Below are 25,672 nucleotides of genomic sequence, written 5' to 3'. Positions count from 1 at the left end.
TGTGTTTTGTTTACCGGCTTAGTTGAAGAAGTAGGAAAAGTACGGAGTATAGGCCGGAAGGGCGAAGCGATGGTGCTTGGTATTTCAGCTAAACGGGTTATGGAGGATTTAAACATTGGTGACAGTGTAGCTGTAAATGGAGTATGTCTAACCGCTACGTCGATCGAAGCTTCCGGATTTTTGGCCGATGTGATGCCTGAGACTTATAGACATACGAATCTGAAATTACTGGCAAAGGGAAGTCCGGTTAACCTCGAAAGGGCGATGTCTGCAAAAGGTCGATTTGGTGGTCACATTGTGCAAGGTCATGTTGATGGTACAGCCCATATTATCTCTATTAAACGAGACCAAAATGCGGTCGTATTTGAAATAGCTCCGGTGAATACAGAAGTATTTCGCTATATTATTCCGAAAGGATCGATCACGGTGGAAGGAACTAGCTTAACCGTTGTGGATGTTACGGGAAGTGCTTTTACAGTCTCCATCATTCCTCATACGCTAGATCAGACGGTGCTGGCTTATCGAAATACGGGTGATCTTGTCAATATTGAATGTGATGTGATCGGAAAATATGTGAACCATTTACTCGGATATCATGAAAATAACGGACCCTCACAGAAGGATCAATCTACTGGACTCAGTTATGAGTTTTTAAGCAATCATGGTTTTTCATAAAAAGTTCATACATCATTACAAGACTATCAAGTGAAAGCAGGTAATCACGATGGAAAGTACATTTCATTTTCATACAGTAGAAGAAGCGATTCAGGATCTACAAAAAGGAAAGGTCGTTATCGTCGTTGATGATGAAGACCGTGAGAATGAAGGGGATTTCGTTGCCCTGGCTGAACTGGCTACGCCAGAAGTCATTAATTTTATGATTACGGAGGGTCGTGGCCTCGTATGTGTTCCGATTACGCAAGAACGAGCAAATGAGCTGGATTTAAAACCTATGGTTCAGCATAATACAGATTTTCATGGTACAGCCTTTACGGTATCTGTAGATCATAAGCTGACAACGACAGGAATTTCGGCGCAAGAACGTTCAATGACGGTGAAGTCGCTTATTGATCCCGAGGCTGTAGGAGAAGATTTCAGAAAACCAGGGCATATGTTTCCTTTAATTGCGAAAAAAGGCGGGGTATTAAGACGAGCCGGACACACGGAAGCCGCTGTAGATCTTGCACGAATGAGCGGAGCTTATCCAGCTGGTGTCATATGTGAAATTATCAAAGAAGATGGATCGATGGCACGTCTGCCTGATCTATTTGAAATGGCTAAGAAACATGATCTAAAACTAATTACCATTAAAGATATGATTGCTTATCGCAACTCGCAAGAAAGACTTGTAACAAGGGAAGTTAGTGTTCGGATGCCTACCGATTTTGGAGTGTTCCAGGCCATCGCCTATACCAATGAAGTAGATAACAAAGAGCATATCGCTCTTGTCAAAGGGGAGCTGAATACAGATGAACCTGTACTGGTGCGTGTCCACTCCGAATGTCTGACAGGCGATGTTTTCCACTCTCACAGATGTGACTGTGGTCCTCAATTTGAAGCAGCTCTTCGCCAAATTCACGACAATGGAAGCGGCGTTCTGCTCTATATGCGGCAAGAAGGACGAGGAATTGGACTTATTAATAAATTAAAAGCTTATAAGCTACAGGAACAGGGACTCGATACCGTTGATGCAAATTTAAAACTTGGTTTTCCAGCTGATCTAAGGGATTACGGCATTGGCGCTCAAATTCTAAAAGACCTTGGAATTAGTAAAATCAAGCTTCTTACCAACAATCCGCGTAAGATCAAAGGTCTGGAAGGATATGGTCTCGAAGTTGTGGAACGTGTTTCCATTCAAATTGCAGAGAACGTAGAGAATATTTCCTATCTCCATACGAAGCAGGCAAAGCTCGGTCATATGTTAACGTTTGATGATATGGAACAGAACGAGAATAAAGAGTTGTAAACGACACGAAAGGGAGATGTAGATTATGGCAAATGTTTTTGAGGGAAACTTAGTATCTGAGGGATTACGATATGGAGTTGTGGTAGCTCGGTTTAACGAGTTTTTAACAAGTAAGTTATTATCCGCTTCACTCGATGCTTTCAAGCGCCATGGAGTAAAAGATGATGAAGTCGATGTGGCATGGGTTCCTGGTGCTTTTGAAATTCCGCTTGTAGCCCAAAAGATGGCGGAGAGCGGCAAATATGACGCAGTTGTCACACTGGCTACCGTTATCCGAGGGTCAACAACCCACTATGATTATGTATGTAATGAAATGTCCAAAGGAGTTGCGGCAATTAACCTGAAAACAGGTGTTCCTACCATCTTCGGACTGGTTTCAACAGAGAATATAGAGCAGGCGATTGAGCGTTCTGGAACCAAGGCAGGTAATAAAGGTTGGGACGCCGCAGTAGCAGCGATTGAAATGGCAAACTTGACGAAACAGCTAAAATAGTGCTTATTTAATGTAGTGCCCTGTACTCGTATCTTTTGTTACAATACAAGAGATGCGGGGGCAGGGTTCTTGTATTTTGTAACTGTAGCGGGAGGATGCGTCCATTGACGGTTGTAACCTATAAGCTTGAAACGTTTGAAGGACCTTTGGACCTTTTATTGCACTTGATTGACAAACATGAAATTGACATCCAAGATATTCCGATCAGTCATATTACAGATCAATATATGGACTACATTCATTCCATGCAGGAATTGGAACTTGATATTACAAGTGAATTTCTTGTCATGGCGGCAACCTTGCTTGCGATTAAATCCAAAATACTTCTTCCCAAACCACCGGTGTTTGCGGATGATGAAATCTATGATGACTACATGGAAGAGGAAATGTATGATCCTCGTGCAGAACTTGTACAGCGACTCATGGAATACCGTAAATTTAAAGGAATTGCCCGTCATCTGCATGAAAGGGAATCTGAGAGAAGTTTGATCTTCTCTAAAGAGCCGGAAGACCTGACTCCATACGTTCAGGTAGAGCCAAGTAATCCGGTGCAGGGACTGCATACCTCAGATTTAATAGCAGCTTTTCAAAAAGCGCTAAGCAGATCTTCTAGGCAGCCAGGTGTGGCTAAAATTCATCGGGATGAAATATCGGTTAAAGATCGGATTCGCGATGTGGCAGGAGCACTGCAAGCCAAAGGTTATGGCGGGAAGATGTTATTTTCCAAGCTTTTTCATGAAGAAATGATTCGTCAAGAAGTTGTAGTAACGTTTTTAGCGATTTTGGAGTTGATGAAAATGAAAAAAATTGTATGTTACCAGGAACGATTGTTTGAAGATATCGTGATGGAATGGAGAGGGGAAAAACAGATCGATGGACTTGCGAACATTGAAATCGATTATTGAGGGACTTTTGTTTTTAGCGGGAGAGGAAGGGCTGGGCGTTAAGCAGCTCTCGGAAATCGTTAACGAGTCTCAAGATATCGTGGCTGGTGCCCTCGAGGAGCTAAAACAAGAATATACAGAACAGCAGAGAGGTCTACAAATTCTGAAAATTGCCGGCAATTATCAAATGGGTACACTTCCTGATCATGCTCCGTATTTTGAAAAACTAGCCTATTCGCCGTCACGTTCTTCTCTTTCCCAGGCAGCACTTGAAACGCTGTCCATCATTGCTTATCGTCAACCGATCACAAGAATTGAGATCGAAGAAATTCGTGGAGTCAAATCGGAACGAGCGATTCATACGCTGGTCAACAAAGATTTGATACACGAAGTAGGAAGAGCGGAAGCCATTGGCAGACCGATTCTCTATGGAACAACAAAAGCATTCCTTGATTATTTTGGTCTTGGGACACTGAAGGATCTGCCAGAACCCAATTTATTTGAGGAAGCTGAAGCGCAAGAAGAAGAAACCCAGCTTCTGTTCACTAAGCTTGAACAGACTAGGCTGGAGGAAGACAACCAACAAAATAGTTAAATGAGAAACCGATGCTCTTTTATAGAGTATCGGTTTCTTTTTGTTCAGCAGCAGAATGCTTTCCATTTTTTATGAACATACTAGACTAATGTATGCATGCAAGTAAGCAGAGACTTATAAAACAGGAGGAAACCGCGTGTGGATTTGGATTGGATCGATATGTTTAGCTGTTATTATTCTACTCCTCATCTTGGTCTTGTTATCCAATATACATATTGAAGCTAGTATAAAGACGCGTAACACCCATGCAGAAATGGAATTTCGGGTGAAGTTGATATATGGCATAGTCCGTTTTCATTACGAACTTCCAGCTGAGCGTTTTGAAGAGCTCAAGCGACATTTCGCTCAATTGGTAACAGAGAAATTATCCGAAAAAAAGGGTAACGATGGATCTCAAGATGCTCCTTCTACAAATAAACGAGGTAAAAAAGGATTCAATTATCAAATCAAGGACCTTATGAAAAGTGCTTATGCACTCCGTATCTGGGAGACAAATGACTTTTCCAAGCTCCGCATAACGAAACTTGTTTGGCATACCAGGCTGGGTACGGAGGATGTGGTAACCACATCTGTACTGAATGGCTTGTTGTGGGGGATTAAAAATACCTTGCTCGGATGGTTGTCTTACAAAGTGACATTTACAGACGGACCTGATCTAAAAGTAAATGCCAGCTGGGAGGAAAAGTGGTCCTTTGATACCCTTCTGGAGTTTCGGGCCTATATTCGATTTTTCAGGTTGATGAAAATCTTCCGTACCATTAGTCACGGTATCGTAAATGCGCATGGTGGAATCAGGGCTTGGCGCCGTGAATTAAGTAGCAGAGAATAACGAGAATCTTTTTTTCTTCAATTTACACATAGCAAGACGGAAAGTTGGGAAACCTATATTATGTCAAACTATTGATTAGCAGGAGGTATGTATTCTATGTCCGATCATCCGATTCAAGGTCTAATGAAAACAGCCATGGAAAATATTAAAGCGATGGTTGATGTGAATACCATTGTAGGAGATGCAGTAGAAACACCGGACGGTACCGTTATTTTACCGATCAGCCGCGTTGGTTTTGGATTTGCAGCAGGAGGCAGTGATTTTCATCTAGATACAGAACAGCAGTATGACCGCAGTGGCGCCCATTCGTCATCATCCGTTCCTTTTGGCGGAGGTAGCGGGGGCGGTGTATCCATACATCCGATCGCCTTTCTTGTTGTGGGAAAAGATGGAGTGAATATCGTTCCTCTAGATAACAATACGCATCTGTTCGAGAAAATTATTGATCAAGCGCCTAAATTAATTGATCAAATGCAGCAGCTTTTTAAGAATAATCAAACAAACACAACAACGACTATATCTTCTTCCCAGTAGCAATAAAAAAACAAATTCCCTTCCAGTCTTGTGCTGGAAGGGAATTTGTTTTGGTAACGACAAGCAGTTTGTCCAAACAAGGACATACTTCGATGGACAAGGACATAGTATAGTACAAGATTCTGCAAAAGGACCCGGAGGAGAACTTATGAAACTATTGAAAAAATGTGTGTTGCCCCTGGTAGTAACACTTATGTTATCACCTCTTACTGCTTATGCTGATCATAAACCCGAACATAAGGAACCCCCAGCACTTCATACCAATGCAGAAACGGCTTCTCTCATTGATGTGAGTTCTGGTCGCATTTTGTACAGCAAAGACGGAGATAAAGAAATGAGAATTGCAAGTCTAACCAAAATCATGACCGCCCTAGTTGCGGTGGAAAAAATGGACTTAAAGAGTATGGTCACTGTAAGTAAAAATGCAGCCGGTAAGGAAGGCTCCTCTTTGTATCTGAAACTTGGAGAGGAAATGTCGCTGGAGAATATGCTGTACGGTCTTATGCTCCGCTCAGGAAATGACGCAGCAACCGCGATTGCTGAACACGTTGGGGGATCAGAAGAAGGATTCGTTCACTTAATGAATCTGAAGGCTGAGGAAATCGGGCTCAGTCACACTCAGTTTAAGAACCCCCACGGGCTTGATGCCGAAGGTCACTATTCTACAGCTAATGATGTGGCCAAGCTAACCGCGTACGCACTTCATAATGCGGATTTCAAACGCATTGTCGGTACGCAGCAGAAAAAAGCACCCAATCCGAATGAAACCTGGGATTATAATTGGCTGAATAAAAACAAGATGTTGCGGCTTTATGAAGGAGCTGACGGAGTAAAAACCGGGTATACCAAGATGGCATTTCGCTGTCTTGTGAGTTCTGCAACTCGCGAAGGGCAACAGCTCGCAGCGGTAACTTTAAATGATGGGGATGACTGGAACGATCACGCTAAAATGCTGAACTATGGATTTGAGCACTATCCGCTTGTTGATCTCGCACAAAAAGGCCAGTCGATCCAAAAATTTCAATATGTCACAGGTAACTCATTTAGATACCCTTTACTCGTATCCGAAGCGGAAAATATCAAAACAAAGCTGATTCTATATGATCAGCAACTTGAAGAAGCTAAAAAAATTGTGGACAAGGATGCAGATTTTGGGCTTAAAGGCCGGGTAGAATTTATGCTGAATGGAGTGAAAATCGGTCATATCCCTGTGTATAAGAAGGGAAGTTATATTCCGAAGGATACTACAGCCGAAACTTCCGTCTTATCTTACAATCTGGTTCATAAAAGTACATTTTTAAGTTCGCTCCGAGAAGTCCTCGGCCAAATATTCACAAGAGAATAAAGGAATCCGAAGCGGGAGGGGTTCACGTTGATAAATGTCATTTGGCTTGCCATGATTGTGATTGGATTTTGTTTTGCAGCGGCAAAAGGGAACATTGAAGTGGTTACTCAGTCCGCCTTTGATGGTGCCGCTACCGGTGTAACGGTGTGTTTTGGACTCATTAGTGTTCTTGTCTTCTGGATGGGAATGATGAAGATGGCGGAAGATGCTGGATTACTGTCTAAGATTGCCAAACTTTTAGGACCCGTTGTTGCTTTTTTATTTCCTGATGTTCCTAAAAATCATCCTGCCATGGGATATATCCTCTCCAATATGAGTGCCAACTTACTGGGGCTTGGAAATGCAGCTACGCCAATGGGGATAAAAGCAATGCAGCAACTTCAGGAACTGAATCCGGATAAACAAGTAGCAAGTCCAGCGATGTGCACACTACTGGCTATAAATACAGCAAGCATTACGTTGATTCCGACCACACTGATAGCGATCCGGCTGAATTATCATTCTGCCAATCCCGCTGAAATTGTGGGGACTACCCTTGTTGCTACTGCATTTGCAACGGCGGCAGCCATTATCCTGGATCGCTATTACCGAAGTAGGTTGCCGAGGACACCTAAACGCATAGTAGATAGAAAACAGCCACCGCAGGCGGAAACAAGTGTGAAAGGGTGAGCACATGTTAGCGTTCGTTAATCTCATTTCTACATGGGCCATCCCGATCATTATTGCTTTTGTTCCATTATATGCCTATTATCGTAAGGTCCTTGTGTATGAATCCTTTGTAGACGGAGCCAAAGAGGGATTTGGAACTGCGATTTCTATCATTCCTCAACTCGTAGCCATGATGGTGGCAATCAGTGTATTTCGCGCTTCGGGGGCACTCGATTTCTTTTTGAGTTTCTTTACTCCCTTTTTTCAGTGGATGGGGGTTCCTTCTGAAATATTACCTCTCGGTATACTTCGGCCGCTGACAGGGACAGGTTCTCTTGCCTTTACAACGGATTTGATTGGAACCTATGGTCCTGACTCCATGATTGGAAGAATCGCTTCAACGGTGCAAGGAAGCACGGATACGACGCTATATGTACTTACTGTTTATTTTGGGGCTGTCGGTATTAGAAATGGCAGATATGCACTCAAAGTAGGGCTTCTTTCTGATTTAGTTGGCTTTGTTGCAGCTATTTTTATATGTCTTCTTGTATTTGGTTAAAACCCTTTTACGCTGATAGCAAGCCCTTGGAGAATGCCCCGAGGGTTATTTCCTTTTCATAACCTTGTTATTTCTCCTTCTGATGGGTATCATTAATTCCTGAGGTGACTTATTGAATATGGAGAGATTACAAAAAATTATTGCACAAGCAGGGATTGCTTCCAGACGTAAAAGCGAAGAGCTTATTTTGTCCGGTAAGGTTGAAGTCAACGGAGAAGTAGTGACCGAGCTTGGTACGAAAGCAAATCCTGATGAGGATATCATTACGGTAAACGGCAGGCCGATTCGTAGTGAGAAGAAAATTTATGTCATGCTGAATAAACCAAAAGGAGTCATCACAAGTGCTTCTGACCCAGAAGGCAGAAAAATTGTGTCAGACTATCTGAAAGGGATCAAAGAAAGAGTCTATCCGGTAGGAAGACTGGATTATGATACCGAAGGACTGCTTTTGTTAACTAATGATGGTGAATTTGCACATTTGCTAACGCATCCCAAACATCATGTACCTAAGACTTATCTGGCTACAGTAAAAGGAGTTCCGCACGGAACTGCACTGGATCAGCTGAGAAAAGGGATTATGCTGGACGATGGAATGACATATCCTGCAGAAGTTGAATATAAGGATGTAGATACCGACAAGAAAGAAGCGGTCATTAGTATCACGATTCATGAAGGACGTAACCGTCAGGTTCGACGTATGTTCGAAGCCATCAATCATCCGGTAACCAGACTAAAACGGATATCTTTTGGCGGACTTCTCCTTCAAAACTTGAAACGGGGATTATATCGCCACTTGACGAAAGAAGAAATCAATAACTTAATGCAATCTGCTCAATCCGCAGCAGAGAAGAATAACAGAAAATAAATCCGTAAGGACACATAATTTTCAAAAAACAGACGAAGTTTTGTGACATTTTTCGTTATAATTATCCATAGGCTGGATAATTGGACATAATTGTCATAAAAGGAGCGCATTAACGATGGGGAAATCAAAAAGAACCGTTCAGGTTATTATTTTGATATTCATTGTCATCTTGGGTGCCTACGCCATTGGCTCGTCTGTTTTTGGTTCGGATGGAAAACCCGGTGTCGGTGATCGTGTGCCTGATTTTGAATTGCTTGGAATGGATGGCAAAGTTCATACCCTTGCAGAATACAAGGATAAAGTCATGGTTATCAATTTTTGGGGGACTTGGTGTGAGCCATGTGTTGATGAAATGCCCGCCTTGCAGAAACAATGGGACAAATGGAAAGAGCAGGGCGTGGTATTCATCGGCGTAAATGTAGGGGAAGATCAGATGACGGTGGATCAGTTTGTTCGCGGAGTCGGTGTAGATTTTCCAATTATGTATGACAAGGGAAGAAAAGTGACGGGTGAGTTTGGTATTTCACCGATGCCTTCTACTTTTTTTGTATCTAAAGACGGAAAAATCTCCGAGAAATTTGAAGGTCAGCTGAATTTGGACACGTTGGAGTACAAAATCAAGCAGCTAGTCAATTCAAATTGAAGGAATAGGAGGTTAACGTCACCATGATTCAAAACACAAAGTGTGAATGCGGCCACCAGAATCCAGTGGGTACCGTACTGTGTGAAGCCTGCGGTAAACCGCAAGACGAAAAAGATCTTGTTTCCACTGAACTGCTTGAAATGCGTTATGACGGCAGGGCGAGGCGTTCACAGCGAAGTAATCCAAATACGATTGACCGAGTATGGAATTTCTTTTCATCTGTTAAAGTGGCGATCTATTTGATCGTCTTTACTTTGGTTGGAGCCATGCTTGGAACTATTTATCCTCAGGAGAACGCTTTTGTTAATCTAGATCCTTCTGTCTACTACAAAGAAACGTATGGTCTACCAGGAAACATCTATTACATATTAGGACTTTCACATACATACGAATCCTGGTGGTTTATTTTACTGCTTGTTATGATCGGTGCTTCTCTTGTTATTTGCAGCATAGATCGGGTACTGCCGCTGTATAAGGCACTGAACAAGCAACGAATTCCTAAACATATGCAGTTCCTAACAAGACAAAGAATTACCTATCAGACAGAAATGTCTGAAGAGCAAACAAAAGAATGGATTGAGAAAGCGGTTACCCCGCTTAAGAAAAAAGGATATCGTGTAAAAACAGACGAATCTGCACTGCTTGCAGAAAAGTATCGTTTTAGCCGGTGGGGTCCCTATGTTATACATATTGGACTGATTATTTTCTTACTGGCGGTATTGGCAAGAGGGCTGCCTGGCCTGCATATGGACAAGCATGTTGCTTTTCCGCAAGGTGAAATTGTGAATTTACCGGATACTACGTTTTATCTCGAAAATGTAAATTTCCGGGTGGAATATTACAGTGAGGAAGAAACGCCGGAAGAGTTTAAGAATGTAGGAAGAATTGTTCCCAAATTGTTTGAGACAGAAGCGAAGCTGTATGAATGTACAGCAGATTGTACAGATCTATCAAAAGAGCCGCAGTTGAAACAAGTAGATCATCATTTTATTCAGGTGAATGACCCGCTAGATTACAAAGGACTCAAAGCGTACCAGTATGATTATGATTTGACTCCTATTCTTAGGGCCGTTTCGCCTGAAGTGATCGTTACGAAAACAGGCGAATCTTATGGAACGATTGAGCTTAGTATGAATGATCCGCAGCTTGAGTATGAAGCGGGACCCTATCATTTGGAACTCACCAGCAAATTTATGGATTTTGGCCTAAATGACCGGGGAGAACCAGTATCCAAGACTCCAAGTCCCAATGCGCCTGCCTTTTTATTTACGGTTACAGGCAAGGATCTTCCAGCAGACGGGGTGAAGTATCTTTATTTTCCGAAGGAAATTGATAAGGAACGCTTTCAACAGGATCTGATTAATGAAAGACTAAGTGAAGGAATCATGCCGCTAAGGCTTGATGTGAATGGAATGGATAATGTCGACATCATTAACTCCACTACTTATCTTAATATTCGTGTTGATAAAGCCATGCCGTTTGTTTGGCTGGGAGCAGCAATTGTTATGCTTGGTCTGATTATGGGATTCTACTGGCAGCATCGCAGAATTTGGATTCGAATTGACCAGGGAACTCTTACCTTAGGTGCCCATACAAATAAAAACTGGATTGGTCTTAGGCGAGAAGTGGCTGATGTGCTGAAGAAAGGTAATCTTATAGTGGATGAAAAGTCACTGGACAACGGAGGGAATAAAGCGTGAACATGCTTAACGTAAGCAGTAATGCATTTATGATTGCCTTTTTCTTATATTGTGGAGCTTTTATCGTACATGCAATCGCCGTTATGGGTCGCAAGTTCAGTAATCGAGAGCCGGAAGCTCATGTTAGAAAATGGGGAAGATTTGGTTTAATTCTTACCTTAATCGGTCTAGGATCGCAGCTCGTTTATTTTTTCACTAGATGGGCAGGGTCAGGACATATTCCCGTGTCTAATATGTATGAATTTATGACCTTCTTGTCTATGATGGTCATTGTTGCTTTTGCTATACTTTACATGATATATAAAACATCGCTTCTCGGACTCTTTGCATTGCCTATTACAATTATACTAATGGCATATGCAGCTGTCTTTCCACAGGAGGTACAGCCTCTAGTTCCATCCCTGAAATCGATTTGGCTGAATATCCACGTTACCCTTGCAGCTCTTGGTGAATCGTTCTTTGCAGTGGGCTTTGCAGCAGGGCTGATGTATTTGCTTCGAACTGTTAAATTCGATAGTTCTGCGAAAGTGGATAAAAGACAGCAAAAGTGGCTTGAATTTACGTTAGTTGTTATTATTATTGTTATAGGATTTATTGGTACCGTATTTGCCTTTCGCGCAAGCGGGTACGAAGCAGTATTTGTTCAGCAACAGGTGACTGACGTTGACACCGGGGGGACAAATAATAGTAAAATAGAGAAAGTCATTTATCACATGCCGCCTCTTGTAGCACCACATAACAGTGATACAGAAAGTTATACTTCATTCCTTGGAATGAAAGAACCTTTATTTGAAGCACCTTCATGGATGAATGGTGTAAATGCAGGACGCAAACTGAATACAGTCGTATGGTCTGTTATTTCGGGTCTGCTATTATACGGGGTGCTTCGATTAATCATTAGGAAACCACTTAGCCGGGCGCTGAGTCCTTATCTGGCGGATATTGATCCTGATGATTTGGATGAAATCAGTTACCGTGCAATTGCGATAGGGTTTCCCATCTTCACCTTAGGTGCACTTATATTTGCCATGATTTGGGCAGAGATCGCCTGGGGACGGTTTTGGGGCTGGGATCCCAAGGAAGTATGGGCACTAATTACTTGGCTCTATTACAGTGCTTATTTGCATCTTCGTTTGTCTAAAGGTTGGCAGGGACGTAATTCCGCATGGCTTGCTGTACTCGGCTTCCTGATCGTGATGTTTACACTGGTTGGCGTGAACTTGATTATCGCTGGACTTCATTCCTATGCTGGAACAGAATAACTGGAAATGAAGTTTATGTTTTTATTCAAATAGAGCATACTATGAGAACTGGTTTAAGAAAGTGAGGCGAATCGTACGAATGGCAGATCATGAGAACCGGATACTCGTCGTCGATGATGAAGAAAGAATTCGGCGTTTGTTAAAGATGTATCTGGAAAAAGAAGGCTATGACATCGACGAGGCGGAGGATGGTGAATCCGCACTCAGTAAAGCGACATCAGAAGATTATGGCTTGATCTTGCTGGACGTAATGTTGCCGGGTATGGATGGTATTGAAGTGTGTACTAGGCTGCGTCAAGTGAAATCAACTCCTGTGCTAATGCTTACAGCCAAAGGGGAAGAAATTAATCGCGTACAGGGTTTTGAAGTTGGGGCAGATGATTATGTAGTTAAGCCTTTCAGTCCTCGTGAAGTAATCTACCGGGTTAAGGCTATTTTGCGTAGAGCTTCTGCAACCGCTTATCTATCTAAAGAAAGCAATTCAAGCAATAATATTGTTTTTCCTCACTTACTTATTGAGCATGATGCTCATCGGGTTACAGCAAATGGGTCAGAAGTTAGTCTTACTCCAAAAGAGTACGAACTGCTGCATTATCTCGCTGTATCGCCGGACAAGGTCTTCTCCAGGGAAGATTTACTTAAAGATGTGTGGAATTATGAGTTTTTTGGCGACTTACGTACGGTGGATACTCATGTGAAACGTCTTCGTGAGAAGCTGAATAAAGTTTCTCCAGAAGCGGCATCGATGATAACAACGGTATGGGGAGTTGGATATAAGCTGGAGGTTCCGAAGTAGTGAAGTTCTGGAAATCACTAGTTGGCAAGCTGTGGTACACCATCATACTATTAGTGGCCTGTATCCTCATGACACTGGGAGTATTCCTACTCCCATATATTGATATCAATTTCTCTGCGGATGAGTCCGGGGAAATTAAGAAAATGTTTGTGCTTGTCTGTATTATTGGCTTTAGTTTAACTACTTTTTTTGCACTCTTTCTTCTAAGTAAAATAACACAACCGATGCAGAAGCTGATTCAGGCAACAAATGAGATTCGTAAAGGAAATTACGATACAAGACTCTCTCTTGTTACAAGCGATGAGATCGGTGAGCTGGCGAGTACTTTTAATCACATGGCCGGAGAATTAGAAGATACCATTCGGAACTTAAATCATGAGAAAGAACGTGTTGCAAGCGTCCTGCGCAGTATGAGGGATGCAGTTGTCTCTTTTGATAGTGAAGGGAAGATCATTTCTACGAACCCGCAAGGAACGAAATTGATGTCAGCTTGGCAAGGAATTGAATGGAATAAGATCGATGTGAGATACTCTCCTCAGGAACAGAATGGGGATGCCTATAATGATGTCCCTGAACCGCTGAGACCACTGTTTAAAGCGGTGGTAAGCCATGGAGAAGACCAAAGTGCAGAAGTACATGTAAAACAGAGTGTATGGTCCGTACAGATGGCTCCATTGCATACAGAACCAGGAAACCGAGGGGCAGTTGCTGTACTGAGGGATGTGACGGAGGAAGCACATCTAGAGAAGATGCGCAGTGATTTTATAGCCAACATTTCTCATGAGATCAGAACCCCCTTATCGATGATTCAAGGATACAGTGAGGCACTGCTTGATGGAATGGCGGCTTCTCCAAAAGAAAGCGAAGAACTCATACAAGTAATTCATGATGAGTCCCTGCGGATGGGCAGATTAGTTAAGGATTTGCTGGACCTTGCTCGGATGGAAGCAGGGCATACCGATGTCACCCTCGACAGAGTGGATTTGAACCAGCTGCTTGATCGTGTATACCGCAAGTTTAGTGTGGCTGCTAAAGATCAGGGGTTACTCTTAGAGTATAAGCATCAAGATGGACCTTTGATACTAGAAGCAGCCGACGAGGACAAGCTGGAGCAGGTATTTACCAATTTACTTGATAATGCTTTCAGACACACTCCATCAGGGAAACATATTTATATTATCTGTTCTATGATCAATGAGGATGAACTGGAGATTCGTATTCAAGACGAAGGGAAAGGAATTCCTCGGGAAGATCTACCTTTTATCTTTGAAAGATTCTATAAGGCAGATAAAGCGAGAGTTCGTGATGTAGGCCGTGGGACTGGTCTTGGGCTTGCCATTGTTAAGCACATCATTGATGCGCACAAAGGGACAATTGAAGTAGACAGTATTCATGGAGAAGGCACAGAGTTCACGGTTGTACTTCCTATAAAACAACACAAATCGGATAAATCAAAGCTTACTTGATCTTTTCTACGAAAAAGCACCTTACGGAGGGTGCTTTTTTTGTTGAACAGTACCGATTAATCTTGTTCAACGTGGAACAATTTTATTTATAACCTGTTAGACGTGTGAATAAGATTGAGAACAAGACCGTGCTCGTAAAATGATTGAGCAAAAGAAAAAAGCTGACCGAGATGGCCAGCTTTTATTATATTACAGATGAATGATAAATTATTTTTGAAGTACAATTTCTTGAGCTGTATTCAGTTCAGGCAGCTCTGTAAGTTTTTTGAGCACTTCTTTTGGTACTTCTTTATCAACAGTCAGAATCATAATAGCTGCACCGCCAATAATTTTACGACCCACCTGCATGGAGGCAATATTGACATCATTCTCACCGAGAAGTGTTCCTACACGGCCAATGATTCCTGGTTTATCGTTATGAGAGATGAAAATTTGGTGATCTTCAGGAGCAAAGTCTACTGGGAAATGATCGAGTCTTACAATACGCTCACCATATCCAGCGAGAAGTGTTCCGGCAATACGTCTTTCTTGCTCATGTTGGTTTTTAAGCGTTACGGTAATCAAGTTAGTGAAACCTTTTGTACGCGGCGCTTGGGATACGACCACATTAATATCGCGGATCTTCGCTAAATGCAGAGAGTTTACGATATTAGCTTCACTTCCAAGATGTCTCTCAAGTATGCCTTTTAAAACATAACGTGTCAGCTGCTGGGTATCGACTTCCGACAAGTCGCCAGAGTAGTCAATATGGATTTCCTGAATTGCTTCATTTGCCATCTGTGCTGCAAAGCTTCCCAGGGTTTCGCCAAGTTTGAAATAAGGTTGAATAATATTCATAACACTTGGAGCCACAGGAGGCATATTAACCGCATTTTTAAAAGGTTCGTTCCGTAAGATATGAAGCACTTGCTCAGATACGTCAATCGCTACGTTCTCTTGTGCTTCTACTGTAGATGCACCAAGGTGAGGGGTAACGATGATATTCGGATGACTTAGGAATGGATGATCTGCTGCAGGAGGCTCACTTTCAAATACGTCAAAGGCAGCGCCTGCTACGATCCCTTCATCAATAGCTTCAATTAAGGCCATCTCATCAATAATTCCGCCACGAGCACAGTTGATGATTCTCATGCCTTTTTTCATGACTTCAAATTGTGGCCGAGCAATCATGTGCTTTGTTTCTGGAGTCAGTGGAGTGTGAACTGTCATGAAATCTGCATTACGAATAATATCATCAACGGAAGCCAGGGTGACACCCATTTTTTCAGCACGTTCTTTCGTTAAGAATGGATCGTAGCCGAGAATGTTCATACCAAATGCCTTGGCTCTTTTTGCTACTTCACTGCCGATTCTACCCATACCAAGGACACCAAGTGTCTTGTTGCGAAGTTCTACGCCAAGGAACGTCTTACGGTCCCATGTACCGTTTATCGTCTTAGCATAAGCTTGAGGAATATGTCTTGCTAGAGCCATCATCATCGCAAATGTATGTTCACAAGTAGTGATGGTATTTCCATCAGGTGCGTTAATAACGATAATACCTCGTTCAGTAGCTGCTTCGAGATTGATATTGTCAACACCAACTCCGGCACGTCCAACCACTTTGAGGCGTGTGCCAGCTTTCATAATGGCAGGAGTTACACGGGTTTGGCTGCGTACAAGAAGTGCATCATAATCTCCAATAATTTGAATAAGTTCATCTTCCGAAAGACCCGTCTTTTTGTCGACTACAACATCCTCAGCATCCATAAGCTGCTGAATTCCCAAATCGCTGATTGGATCAGATACCAAAACTTTTAACATTGATCATCGTCCTCCTTGATTTTGAACAACATGTATAGAATAAGAAGCGGCATTCACGTATAAAGCTAAGCCATTTCCTTAAACTCGGTGAAAAATTAATGCGTTGAAGTGACATAGTACAACATTATAACAAAAGAAGCTATACCAAGAATCTGAAGGGATAACGCAAAAAAACTCTCAATCCGCATACTACTACCGTAGTAAGGGACGAGAGTTGTCGTGGTGCCACCCTAATTCGCTATTACTCTTCAAAGAGAGCAACGGCCTTAATGGTCTACAATAGACCAGATTCATAACGTGAATCATGCGACTATATCTACTAATCATTCAATATAGTAACTCGGGAGCGCTAAAGTATACTGTATGATTACTGATTCTCACCAACCATCAGCTCTCTGAACAATCGGTACAGTTCTTTTCTCCGTCATCGCTGTTTAGATATTGTTAAATAACAATTTTTTCATAATGTATCATGTGTAACATCACCATGTCAATAGTTCGAATTACTAAAAAGAGGAAGAAAACCCAAAGCAACCTCCTAAATTTTCCCTCCAACTATCGAAGGTTCTTGAATCTATTGATTATTTTGGATATCATTTAAATATTCCCTTTATTTACATCAGAGATCAAGACATCATTTATAGAATAGGAGTAAGAATTGGCGAGAATGAAAAAACAACAGTGGAAGAAATTAAAATTTCAAAAGATTGAGCCTCACCAGCTGACGGATCGCCTTCTTCTTATCAACCTTTATTTAACACAAGCATTCACATTAATTATAGGTATTATCTGGATTCTTTTTCAAAAAAGAAATCCGCTGGAGTTATTAAGTTTACCCCAAGGCTGGCAATTTGTAATGTATGGTCTTGGACTTGCTGCAATCATGCTGGTAGTTGATTTCTTGTTATCGGCGGTTATGCCTGAGGATAGTATGGACGATGGCGGTATTAACCGTATGTTATTTCGCAAAAGACCTATATGGCATATTGTATGCATCGCTGCCGTTGTCTCGATTTGCGAAGAACTTCTGTTTAGAGGTGCCATTCAGCATTCCTTTGGTCCTTATTGGACAAGTATCATTTTTGCTCTCATTCATTTTAGATATTTGAATCATTGGCTTCCTACAGGCTGGGTTTTTGTATCCAGTTACGGCTTAGGATATATTTATGAGCAATCCGGAACGTTATGGGCTCCCATTCTGTGCCATTTCCTAATTGATTTAATATCCGGACTCGCCATTCGTTTTCGGAGGGAAACATGAACCAACAACTAAGTAGATCACAAAAGTATGGTCAACATCGTCGTCGCAAAGAGGGAAAGGAACTAAAACCTTCTAAGTCACTTCATAAAATCGTCGAGAATAGTAAACCGACAAATAAAACAGTTACGAATAAGCCAGTATACAGAAAACCGGTGAGTAAAAGTCAGCCCGTTCCTGAGTTATCCAGAATGCAGCGCAAACTCCAGGCTGAACAAAAGCAAAAGAAGGAAGCAAGTGGACGTATCCAAGAAGCAGAGACGCTTCCCACAAGGGCAGAACTGTTTCCATCTAGAAGAGTAAGACTCAGCAAGTGGTTCATCAACTCACTTATTCTCATTTTTATTCTTCTAACTGGATTTCTTGTTTATTGGGGGATGATAGGAGCTCCTCCACTAAATACAATGATCCCTTAGCCATCCTAGATCGATCAGCAGCTAAGGTTCAGGCTATTCGGTCTGAAAATTTTCTTGTGTGATCCGCGCATGACTTCTCTTATTTACGTGAACAATAAGGAATGCATCCTATCACACAAGGAGGTTTATCAATGAGAACTTCTTCGTTTCTAATGGGCTTAACTGTTGGTGCTGTAGCTTGTTCTGTCCTTTCTCAAAAAGGAAATATGCCTACGGCAAAACAAGCGAAAAAATATCTGCATGATGCCAAAGAAAAGGTGATGGACATGACCTTTCCTGGAATGGATAGCATGCTGAGCAAAGCATTGACAGATGAGAACACAACGAATGCAGGGTCAAATTCGAAATCTTCGGCACAAAAATTATCGACATCAGAACAAAAAGCCGAGAATTTAGATTTGATTAAATCTTTTATCCGTTCGAATCCAGACGTAAAAAAAGAAGTGGAAAAAGTGCTGGCGGAATCGCATACAGCGATCCCTGGGTTGTAAAGAAATAAGGATTTGAGGAAAGAATCATTTGCAGATCCTTATTGGACTGTAAATGATTCTTTTTTTATCGTTTTTATTACGTGCATTTGTGGGTATAAAATGATAACATACTTACATAATCCATTTTGAGCACATACTCACAGAATAGAACATAATCTGTTTATAACACATGCTTAATAAAGGGGAGATCCTGTATGAAAATAGAACGCTTAAGCAATGACAAGATACGGATTTTCCTGACTTTTGATGATTTAAGCGAGCGTGGTATCCAGAAGGAAGATATGTGGCAGGAAGAACCAAAAGTTCATGAACTGTTTACGGAAATGATGGACCAGGCCTACAGCGAACTTGGATTTGATGCTACTGGCCCTTTGGCCGTTGAGGTCTTCGCGTTACCAGCTCAAGGAATGGTCGTTATTGTCACAAGAGGCAAATATGATCGTGAACGATATGGTGCAATACACGAAGATGATATAGCAGACGAAATATACGAAATGGAAGTAACACTCGAGCAGAGTGATTCTGTGATGTATGTATTTAAGGATTTTGAAGTATTGATTGAGGCAGCTCACATGCTGAAAGCAAAAGTAACGGAAGCTGGACGTTTGTATCATTATAAGGACAAATGGTTCTTGCATCTTGAACCGGACGAAGTCGACACGGAACAGCACGGAGCGCTCATTGCCCTTCTTGCTGAATTTGGCGAGGGAAGTTCGGTTACAGCAGCCGTACTCGGAGAATATGGCAAGCTCGTTATGGCAGAAAATGCAATCGGAACGATTTGTGAACACTTCAAACGTCATGATTCTTAAATTTTGATGAGTAAGTATGTGAAACCATTATCTTGGAGGGATGTTCGGTGCTTTTGTTTTCGGTCTTGACGGCAGCAATTGCGCCGGGGCTTTCCCTGCTTACGTATTTTTATCTCAAAGACCGTTACGATGCCGAACCTCTCCATATGGTTATTCGAATGTTTTTTTTCGGACTCCTTATCGTATTTCCAATTATGTTCCTGCAGCGAGGGTTAATGCTTTTTCTCGGTGATTTCGGAAATCAACCGTTTCTGCATGCATCCATCGTTTCTGCTGGTATTGAAGAAATACTGAAATGGCTTGTTTTATTTTTCGTTATTTATCATCACACTGAATTTGATGAACCTTATGACGGAATATTATATGCGGTAGCCATCTCGCTTGGTTTTGCCACAGTGGAAAATTTGCTTTACGCATGGGCTGGAAATGCTTCGATGAGTTTCATGCTTTATAGAGCGTTACTCCCTGTTTCGGGCCATGCGATGTTTGGTGTTATAATGGGATATTATATGGGCAGGGCAAAATTTAGCGACAAAAAGAACTTGCGGCGCAAGTTTCTTGTCATGTCGATTCTTCTTCCGATTTTCTGGCACGGACTTTACGATCTGATTCTCGGTGTGGAACAGGCTTGGTATTGGTTTATCGTACCTGTTATGCTCATCCTTTGGTATGGGGGTATGGGGAAAGTATACCGTGCTAATAATCGTTCTCCATTTCGATTCGTGAAACGTGAGGAAGAGGTTAACCTGTAATTGATTTGGATACACTTGTTTCTAGTTGACAGTATTTTTCTGTCTATTTTAGAGACAAGTGTTTTTTGTGTTTGCTTCCAAAATCAGCCAAGGAGTGAGGGTTTAAATCATGAGAGTAAAAGTGAAGATTCGCTGCAAGCAATGCGGCGAAAGGTTTGTCTTACGCGGTAAAAAAGAACGGGGAAGAATTGAAACTGGATTCAAACAGTGTGTCTGTGATAACAGGGACATGTTTGATATTGAGGAAGAAAGCTTCTAATTTTAAGATCATCCATGCATAACCTTCCTTTCTTCTTGTCACAATAAGGTCATCGTACCTGAAGAAAGGAGCAATACAAGATGTATAGAAGGTTAAGTTCGGTGTTATTCCCAATTGTATCAATACTGCTCATTGGTTCTTTGATCTGGGGATACCAACAATATCAACAACGTAATGCAGTTGCAATCAAGTCAGAAAATCAATATCAACGTTTATTTCATGATCTCTCGTATAACATGGACCGGATTCATTCGGAACTAGGGAATACGCTTGCGGTTAGCAGCGCATCAGATGGAATGCATAAAAAAGGGCTTATGAATGTCTGGATGCTGGCGAGTCAAGCGCAGAGTGAACTTAATCAGCTTCCACTCACATCGCTTCCCGTTAACAAAACAGAAGAGCTTCTATCTCGCATATCTAAATTTGCGTATCAAACTTCGTTAAGAGATCTTCGTGAAAAACCGTTAACTGCTCAAGAAAAAGAGAATCTTAGAACTTTGTACAAAAACTCAGCTGAGATTAACAAAGATTTGGATCAGGTACAATTATCTGTGCTCTCTGATAACCTGAAGTGGGGTGACGCAGAGGCTGTTATCAACGCGCAAGGGAATAAGCAGCAGCAAAATGTAATTGTAGACGGTCTTCGAGCTGTGGATCAGAAAGTCGGTAACTATCCACCTATGGATTGGGGACCATCCGTTTCGAGTCTTTATGAGCATCGTACTGTCCGTAAACTAGGCGGAGTACCCGTCACACCGGAAGACATTAAACGAAAAGCACAAAAGTTCACAAATATAGACAGTCCCGCTATTCAGGTGATTCAGAACGGGAAAGGAACAGATTACAGGTCCTACACCGCAAGCCTTACTGCTCCAGACGGTCATGTGATTCGTATGGATTTTACTGTGGATGGCGGCCTGCTGATTTCATATAACGATGAAAGAGAAGTAGGTCCAAAACAAGTAAATCGGGATACAGCAATGTCTAAAGCCGATCGTTTCCTTGAGCACAAGGGATATCGTGATATGAAAGCTGTTGCTTACAATGAATATGACAATCTAGGTAACTTCACTTATGTAAGAGAACATGATGATGTGCTCGTTTATCCTGAGAAAATCACGGTCCGTGTAGGTCTCGATAACGGAGAGGTTATTGGGATCCAAGCATCTGATTTCCTTAACGAACATAAGGATGATCGTAAATTTGCAGAGCCGAAAATTAAGCTGAAAGATGCGAGAGCACAGCTGAATCCTGACTTTAAAGTATCCTTTACGCGGAAAGCGTTAATTAAAAATGAGTATAATGAAGAAGTACTGTGCTATCAATTTGGCGGTAAAATTAACGATACGATGTACCGTATATACATTAATACAGAGACAGGTGTTGAAGAAGCAGTGGAAGAAATCCCTGCTCCAACCGCAGGTTCTAAAATGTAGATGGAAAGCTTCTCCTTTGGAGAAGCTTTTTTTTTTGCATTTTTCTGAATGTAATTTCAAGAACACATGGTATAATATTCCTGTTATATTTCATGATTGTGCGACTATAGACAGGGAGTGAATGAGGTTTGTATCCGAAAGTAAATGATGTGTTGTTCATACAGTTACCCTCAGAAGGTGAGAAAGAAGCGAATTACGAATACCGTTCAAGAATTGCCGAAACAGATGAAGATGATATTTATATGGAAGTTCCGATTCGTGAAGGAAGCGGGCAACTGAAAAAACTCCATATGGGTGATGAGTTGTCGATCTACTTTCTAACAGAAGGTGGAGTAAAGCATTACTTTAATACATACGTGACTGGTTTCAAAGAAGATGTAATAAGAATGGTGAAGTTTCGCAGGCCGTCTGCAGAAGAAATTTTTCAAATACAGCGGCGTAATTTTTTAAGAGTCCAGTCCGAATTAGAACTGGCTGTTAAGTTCAAACACGATTTTACCCGGTTTCTAACCTATACCGATGATGTAGGCGGAGGAGGCATTTCTTTTTTAGGGGATTCCAAACATGAAGTGAAGGAAGGACAGATTCTTTCTTGTTGGCTGTTGCTTCCTTATAAGAACGGAGAGCTGGAACATGTTCCTTTTGAAGGAATCGTGGTTCGGAGTATTACCCTCGAAAGTGGCCGGCAGAAATCCATGCTTGAATTTACACAAATCTCTGACATGGAGCGTCAAAAAATAATAAAGTACTGTTTTGAACGCCAACTTGATTTTAGAGGAAGATAAATAAATTCATACGAGAATTATTCATGAGTGAATGATTATTTATTTCTCAGGGCACAATGAACAAAATTGTTCTGCAGGAGAGATGAGAATGAAGCAGTCAGGTGAGGAAGCCCGCAGATATGAAGCTATATTTATCAAATTCAGTACTCAGGTTGAACGCAGATTAAAGAAACTGCTGCTATGTCTTTTTCTGTTACTGCTTGTTTTTCAAGTTTTGCTTCATAACAGATACACAGCACCCCATATGTCAGCAGTGTTTCGGCTTGAGGGAACACCCTTGCCTGCTTCTTTCCAACTTCCAAATATGCTGAATAAAGAGTGACCATTTTTGCATCACTGGTGGTTGTGTGGTATAATTTTCTCGTCGCAGGCAATGCCTGCTTTTTTCTTGAGGCTTAAGTTTGAGGAGGAATGCCCCGTTGACAAGCCAGAATACAGCAGAGAACGGGAAATTGAACGTGGCTATTGACGGTCCCGCAGGAGCTGGGAAAAGTACCGTTGCTAGACGCGTGGCGAGCAAACTGTCTTATGTGTACGTGGATACAGGCGCTATGTATCGTGCTGTAACCTATTATATGCTTCGCCATGAGATTAAACCGGAAGAGGTAGATACCGTACTTGCGCACGTTAGAAGACTGGATATTGAACTTATACCAGCTGAAGGCGGGCAGAAGGTATTCCTTAATGGGGAAGAAGTATCAGGGCCGATCCGTTCGAGAGAAGTTACTGGAGTTGTATCCTTATATTCGCAAATCGAAGGTTTGCGTCATCACCTTGTTGAAATGCAGAGAAAAATGGCACTTCGCAAGGGCGTTGTTATGGATGGAAGGGACATCGGAACGACGGTTTTACCAGATGCAGAAGTGAAAATTTTTATGACCGCAAGCGTTAGGGAACGTGCACTTCGTAGGTTCAAGGAACTCGATAAGACGGAAGAGGTAACACTTGATCAGCTCGAAAAAGAGATTGCGGCTCGGGACAAGCTGGATCAGGAACGTGAAGTTTCGCCACTGCGTCAAGCAGAAGATGCCTTCGTTCTTGATACCACATCAATGAGTATTGATGAGGTTGTTGAACACATTGTAGCGCGCTGTATGGAAGTCAGGGGAGAGGTTGGATTATGATTTATTCAATTGGTCGGTTTCTGTTAAACGTAATTTACACGGTTATATTTCGTTTAGAGGCCATTGGGAGAGAGAATATTCCCCGCGAAGGCGGCGTGGTATTGTGTTGTAATCACATTAGTAACTTTGACCCGCCAACTCTTGGAATTAAGATTCACCGCAAGATCCGATTTATGGCAAAAAGTGAATTGTTTGAAGTTCCGGTGTTCGGTCCGATCTTAAAAGAACTCGGAGCGTTCCCTGTGAAACGGGGCGGTGTGAGCAAGGATTCCATTAAAACAGCGCTTAACATCCTTCGGGGTGGAGAAGTCTTGGGGATTTTTCCGCAAGGCAGTCGTCATAATGATGGCGGTATGGGAAAAAAGGGAGCTGCTAGTTTCGCACTGCGAAGCGGAGCTGCTGTAGTACCTGCTGCTGTAATCGGTGAATACAAACCTTTTAGAAAAATGAAAATTGTTTACGGTGAACCCGTTGATCTGGATGAATTCAGAGATGATCCTTCAGGAGAGTCACTTGAACGGGCAACGGAAAAAATTATGTCTAAAATTGATGAGATGGCGAGAACTGGTGTACCATCGAAGCCATAAAGCCAATGAATGACACATCATATTTTATGGTAAGCTATGCATTACCAGGTTATGTTTTGAACTCTGCTACGGCAGGTTTAAATAAATGGGGTTTTTGAATTGAGGAGGGTATTGATTATGTCGGAAGAAACTAAAAATCAAGAAGTAACAGAAGCAGCAACCCAAGATGAATTGGATTCATTCGTATCATTAAAAAAAGGCGATACTGTAAAAGGAACCATTGTCAAATTGGAAGATAACCAAGCTTATGTAAGTATTGGATATAAATATGACGGTGTGATTCCAGTTCGCGAACTTTCCTCTGTACAAGTGGATAATGCCAGCGAAGCAGTAGAAGTTGGCCAAGAAGTGGAATGCAAAGTAGTTAGCATCGATGACGAGAAAGAAAAACTGGTTCTTTCCAAACGTGCAATCGACAGCGAAAATGCTTGGGAAGATCTTGCTAAAAAACAAGAGTCTGGTGAAGTATTTGAAGTTGTTGTATCTGATGTCGTTAAAGGCGGCGTAGTTGCTGACGTTGGCGTACGCGGATTCATCCCTGCTTCTATGGTTGAGCGTCATTTTGTGGAAGATTTCAGTGATTACAAAGGAAAAACACTTCGCGTTGTTGTAAAAGAACTTGATCGTGAAGCAAACAAAGTAATCCTTTCCCAAAAAGATGTTCTGGATGCAGAACACGAAGTTAACAAACAAAAAGTGATTGCTGAACTTACAGAAGGACAACAAATTGAAGGTACTGTACAGCGCCTGACTCAATTTGGTGCTTTTGTTGATGTAGGCGGCGTTGACGGTCTTGTTCACGTATCCGAAATTGCTTGGAGCCATGTGGATAAACCATCTGACGTTCTTTCCGAAGGCGAAAAAGTGAATGTTAAAGTACTGAAAGTTGATCCTGAAAAAGGAAAAATCAGCCTCAGTATCAAAGCAGCACAACCAGGTCCTTGGGAAACTGCTGCGGAGCAGTTTAAAACGGGCGATATCGTAACAGGTACTGTAAAACGTCTGGTTCAGTTTGGTGCTTTCGTAGAAATCGCACCAGGTGTAGAAGGTCTGGTTCACATTTCCCAGATTTCTCACAAACACATCGGTACTCCGCATGAAGTGCTGAAAGAAGGACAAGAAGTTCAAGTGAAAGTTCTGGAACTGAACTCTGCTGAGCAACGTGCAAGCCTGAGCATCAAAGAAACAGAAGAAGCTCCTGCTGATGCAGCACCGCGTGCTGAAAAATCCAGAAAATCAAATGCACCACGTGAAGTAGTTAACAACCCTAACGTTTCCTTGAGCAACGAAGGACTCAGCGTTACACTGGGCGACCTTTTCGGTGATAAATTAAGTAAATTTAAATAATGAAGTCGCGTTAAGCT

29 protein-coding genes and 1 other annotated feature are annotated in these 25,672 nt (G+C 41.9%); of the genes, 28 read left to right on the top strand and 1 reads right to left on the bottom strand.

Features of this window, described 5'->3' with window-relative positions:
* Positions 1-6: 6 nt before the first annotated feature.
* The 16 genes from ribE to KJS58_RS00760 all read left to right on the top strand — a co-directional run bounded on the left by ribE (position 7) and on the right by KJS58_RS00760 (position 14,585).
* On the top strand, positions 7-675 hold the full coding sequence (gene ribE, locus KJS58_RS00835; protein WP_213529640.1) for a riboflavin synthase: 669 nt from the start codon (positions 7-9) through the stop codon (positions 673-675).
* A gap of 49 nt (positions 676-724) precedes the next feature.
* Positions 725-1,966, top strand: a complete 1,242-nt coding sequence (locus KJS58_RS00830) for a bifunctional 3,4-dihydroxy-2-butanone-4-phosphate synthase/GTP cyclohydrolase II (protein ID WP_213529639.1) — start codon at positions 725-727, stop codon at positions 1,964-1,966.
* Between the two features lie 25 nt (positions 1,967-1,991).
* Positions 1,992-2,459 (top strand): 6,7-dimethyl-8-ribityllumazine synthase, encoded by a 468-nt coding sequence (ribH, locus tag KJS58_RS00825; protein ID WP_191799205.1) that lies wholly within the window; start codon positions 1,992-1,994, stop codon positions 2,457-2,459.
* Between the two features lie 104 nt (positions 2,460-2,563).
* Positions 2,564-3,364, top strand: a complete 801-nt coding sequence (locus KJS58_RS00820) for a segregation and condensation protein A (RefSeq protein ID WP_249716837.1) — start codon at positions 2,564-2,566, stop codon at positions 3,362-3,364.
* Positions 3,333-3,938, top strand: a complete 606-nt coding sequence (gene scpB, locus KJS58_RS00815; protein WP_213529637.1) for an SMC-Scp complex subunit ScpB — start codon at positions 3,333-3,335, stop codon at positions 3,936-3,938. Before KJS58_RS00820 ends, scpB begins: the two co-directional genes overlap by 32 nt.
* Positions 3,939-4,074: 136 nt before the next feature.
* Complete coding sequence (locus KJS58_RS00810) at positions 4,075-4,767, top strand: DUF2953 domain-containing protein (RefSeq protein WP_213529636.1); 693 nt, start codon at positions 4,075-4,077, stop codon at positions 4,765-4,767.
* 96 nt (positions 4,768-4,863) lie between these two features.
* Positions 4,864-5,301, top strand: coding sequence for a GerW family sporulation protein (gene ytfJ / locus KJS58_RS00805; RefSeq protein ID WP_213529635.1), 438 nt, complete (start codon positions 4,864-4,866; stop codon positions 5,299-5,301).
* A 148-nt stretch (positions 5,302-5,449) separates the two neighbouring features.
* On the top strand, positions 5,450-6,646 hold the full coding sequence (locus tag KJS58_RS00800) for a D-alanyl-D-alanine carboxypeptidase family protein (RefSeq protein WP_213529633.1): 1,197 nt from the start codon (positions 5,450-5,452) through the stop codon (positions 6,644-6,646).
* Positions 6,647-6,673: 27 nt separating this feature from the next.
* Complete coding sequence (locus KJS58_RS00795; protein ID WP_213529631.1) at positions 6,674-7,315, top strand: nucleoside recognition domain-containing protein; 642 nt, start codon at positions 6,674-6,676, stop codon at positions 7,313-7,315.
* A gap of 4 nt (positions 7,316-7,319) precedes the next feature.
* Positions 7,320-7,853, top strand: coding sequence for a spore maturation protein (locus tag KJS58_RS00790; RefSeq protein ID WP_213529629.1), 534 nt, complete (start codon positions 7,320-7,322; stop codon positions 7,851-7,853).
* Positions 7,854-7,971: 118 nt separating this feature from the next.
* On the top strand, positions 7,972-8,718 hold the full coding sequence (locus KJS58_RS00785) for a pseudouridine synthase (RefSeq protein WP_213529627.1): 747 nt from the start codon (positions 7,972-7,974) through the stop codon (positions 8,716-8,718).
* Positions 8,719-8,833: 115 nt separating this feature from the next.
* Positions 8,834-9,361: a redoxin domain-containing protein gene (locus KJS58_RS00780; RefSeq protein WP_160033333.1), complete on the top strand. Its 528-nt coding sequence runs from the start codon at positions 8,834-8,836 to the stop codon at positions 9,359-9,361.
* 23 nt (positions 9,362-9,384) lie between these two features.
* On the top strand, positions 9,385-11,061 hold the full coding sequence (gene resB / locus KJS58_RS00775) for a cytochrome c biogenesis protein ResB (RefSeq protein WP_213529625.1): 1,677 nt from the start codon (positions 9,385-9,387) through the stop codon (positions 11,059-11,061).
* Positions 11,058-12,323: a cytochrome c biogenesis protein CcsA gene (ccsA, locus tag KJS58_RS00770; RefSeq protein WP_213529623.1), complete on the top strand. Its 1,266-nt coding sequence runs from the start codon at positions 11,058-11,060 to the stop codon at positions 12,321-12,323. The genes resB and ccsA overlap by 4 nt, the downstream gene beginning before the upstream one ends.
* A gap of 79 nt (positions 12,324-12,402) precedes the next feature.
* Positions 12,403-13,119 (top strand): response regulator transcription factor, encoded by a 717-nt coding sequence (locus tag KJS58_RS00765; protein WP_160033327.1) that lies wholly within the window; start codon positions 12,403-12,405, stop codon positions 13,117-13,119.
* On the top strand, positions 13,119-14,585 hold the full coding sequence (locus tag KJS58_RS00760; protein ID WP_213529621.1) for an ATP-binding protein: 1,467 nt from the start codon (positions 13,119-13,121) through the stop codon (positions 14,583-14,585). The genes KJS58_RS00765 and KJS58_RS00760 overlap by 1 nt, the downstream gene beginning before the upstream one ends.
* A gap of 207 nt (positions 14,586-14,792) precedes the next feature.
* Here the strand turns inward: KJS58_RS00760 and serA are convergent, their stop codons facing one another.
* Complete coding sequence (serA, locus tag KJS58_RS00755; protein ID WP_160033323.1) at positions 14,793-16,388, bottom strand: phosphoglycerate dehydrogenase; 1,596 nt, start codon at positions 16,386-16,388, stop codon at positions 14,793-14,795.
* 200 nt (positions 16,389-16,588) lie between these two features.
* Positions 16,589-16,825: a binding site (T-box leader), on the bottom strand.
* 230 nt (positions 16,826-17,055) lie between these two features.
* On the opposite strand from serA, the gene KJS58_RS00750 reads away from it, so the two are divergent.
* The 12 genes from KJS58_RS00750 to rpsA all read left to right on the top strand — a co-directional run bounded on the left by KJS58_RS00750 (position 17,056) and on the right by rpsA (position 25,655).
* Positions 17,056-17,649 (top strand): CPBP family intramembrane glutamic endopeptidase, encoded by a 594-nt coding sequence (locus tag KJS58_RS00750; RefSeq protein ID WP_213530239.1) that lies wholly within the window; start codon positions 17,056-17,058, stop codon positions 17,647-17,649.
* Positions 17,646-18,062 (top strand): hypothetical protein, encoded by a 417-nt coding sequence (locus tag KJS58_RS00745; protein WP_213529620.1) that lies wholly within the window; start codon positions 17,646-17,648, stop codon positions 18,060-18,062. The genes KJS58_RS00750 and KJS58_RS00745 overlap by 4 nt, the downstream gene beginning before the upstream one ends.
* A gap of 131 nt (positions 18,063-18,193) precedes the next feature.
* Entirely contained in the window at positions 18,194-18,553 is a 360-nt protein-coding gene (locus KJS58_RS00740; RefSeq protein ID WP_213529618.1) for a hypothetical protein, read from the top strand.
* 194 nt (positions 18,554-18,747) lie between these two features.
* Positions 18,748-19,365, top strand: a complete 618-nt coding sequence (locus tag KJS58_RS00735; RefSeq protein WP_213529616.1) for a genetic competence negative regulator — start codon at positions 18,748-18,750, stop codon at positions 19,363-19,365.
* 47 nt (positions 19,366-19,412) lie between these two features.
* Positions 19,413-20,117 (top strand): glutamic-type intramembrane protease PrsW, encoded by a 705-nt coding sequence (gene prsW, locus KJS58_RS00730; protein ID WP_213529615.1) that lies wholly within the window; start codon positions 19,413-19,415, stop codon positions 20,115-20,117.
* 109 nt (positions 20,118-20,226) lie between these two features.
* The gene (locus KJS58_RS00725) at positions 20,227-20,376 is read left to right on the top strand and encodes a hypothetical protein (RefSeq protein WP_213529613.1); all 150 of its coding nucleotides are present in this window, start codon (positions 20,227-20,229) and stop codon (positions 20,374-20,376) included.
* Positions 20,377-20,456: 80 nt separating this feature from the next.
* Positions 20,457-21,812: a germination protein YpeB gene (gene ypeB, locus KJS58_RS00720; RefSeq protein WP_213529611.1), complete on the top strand. Its 1,356-nt coding sequence runs from the start codon at positions 20,457-20,459 to the stop codon at positions 21,810-21,812.
* 128 nt (positions 21,813-21,940) lie between these two features.
* Entirely contained in the window at positions 21,941-22,597 is a 657-nt protein-coding gene (locus KJS58_RS00715) for a flagellar brake protein (protein WP_213529609.1), read from the top strand.
* A gap of 88 nt (positions 22,598-22,685) precedes the next feature.
* Complete coding sequence (locus KJS58_RS00710) at positions 22,686-22,919, top strand: DUF5359 family protein (RefSeq protein WP_213529607.1); 234 nt, start codon at positions 22,686-22,688, stop codon at positions 22,917-22,919.
* Between the two features lie 97 nt (positions 22,920-23,016).
* Positions 23,017-23,721 (top strand): (d)CMP kinase, encoded by a 705-nt coding sequence (cmk, locus tag KJS58_RS00705; protein WP_213529605.1) that lies wholly within the window; start codon positions 23,017-23,019, stop codon positions 23,719-23,721.
* Entirely contained in the window at positions 23,718-24,308 is a 591-nt protein-coding gene (locus tag KJS58_RS00700) for a lysophospholipid acyltransferase family protein (RefSeq protein WP_213529603.1), read from the top strand. The genes cmk and KJS58_RS00700 overlap by 4 nt, the downstream gene beginning before the upstream one ends.
* A 117-nt stretch (positions 24,309-24,425) precedes the next feature.
* Positions 24,426-25,655, top strand: a complete 1,230-nt coding sequence (gene rpsA / locus KJS58_RS00695; RefSeq protein WP_213529600.1) for a 30S ribosomal protein S1 — start codon at positions 24,426-24,428, stop codon at positions 25,653-25,655.
* Positions 25,656-25,672 lie beyond the last annotated feature (17 nt).

Origin of the sequence: Paenibacillus sp. J45TS6 (assembly GCF_018403285.1) — a bacterium.
In the GTDB taxonomy this organism is placed as follows: Bacteria; Bacillota; Bacilli; order Paenibacillales; family Paenibacillaceae; genus Paenibacillus.
Note: the sequence above shows the minus strand (reverse complement) of the source record. Positions and strands in the feature narration are given on the sequence as shown.